Here is a 661-nt window from a genome sequence, read left to right on the forward strand (position 1 = left end):
CATCTACGCCGAGCTGAACCTGCCGGTCATCAAGAACTTGGAACTGAATGCTGCCGTTCGTGGCGACCGCTACAGCGGCGCCAAGGGTGAGTCGCGTGATGGTTCCTTCAGCTCGCCCAATCTGTCGTCCACCAGCCCCAAGTTCAGCCTGCGCTGGACGCCGATGAAGGAACTGCTGGTGCGTGCCTCGGTGGGCAAGGGCTTCCGCGCTCCCGCGCTGGACAACCTGTATGCACCTTCGGCCGGCACCAACACGGGCGGCAATTTCACCGATCCGTACTACAACACCCTCAAGGGCTGCGCGCAGTTCCCCGATCCCAACTACTGCGACACGCAGCTGACGGTGATCAACAACAGCAACCGCAACCTCAAGCCTGAGAAGTCCAAGACCGCCACGATCGGCATGGTCTTTGAGCCGATCAAGGATCTGTCGATGGAAGTGGGTTACTTCGACATCAAGATCACGGACGGCATCAAGGCACTCAGCGGCGACGACATCCTGAAGGACTGGTTCTCCCACCAGACCGGCGCTACGACCAGCACCTCGGTCTACTCCAGCCGTTTGGTCAAGAACGCCCAGGGCTATCTCGACCACGTCGAGGCTTCGCTGGAGAACGTCGGCCAGGCCAAGGTCTCGGGCTTCGACCTCTCGGCCAAGTAC

1 protein-coding gene is annotated in these 661 nt (G+C 60.8%); it reads left to right on the top strand.

Features of this window, described 5'->3' with window-relative positions; all coding sequences use genetic code 11:
* Window positions 1-661, top strand: a 661-nt coding sequence (locus ACXJKR_RS34120) for a TonB-dependent receptor domain-containing protein (protein WP_457326634.1), incomplete at both ends; no start/stop codon positions are given.

The organism is Roseateles sp. P5_E11 (genome assembly GCF_054049355.1).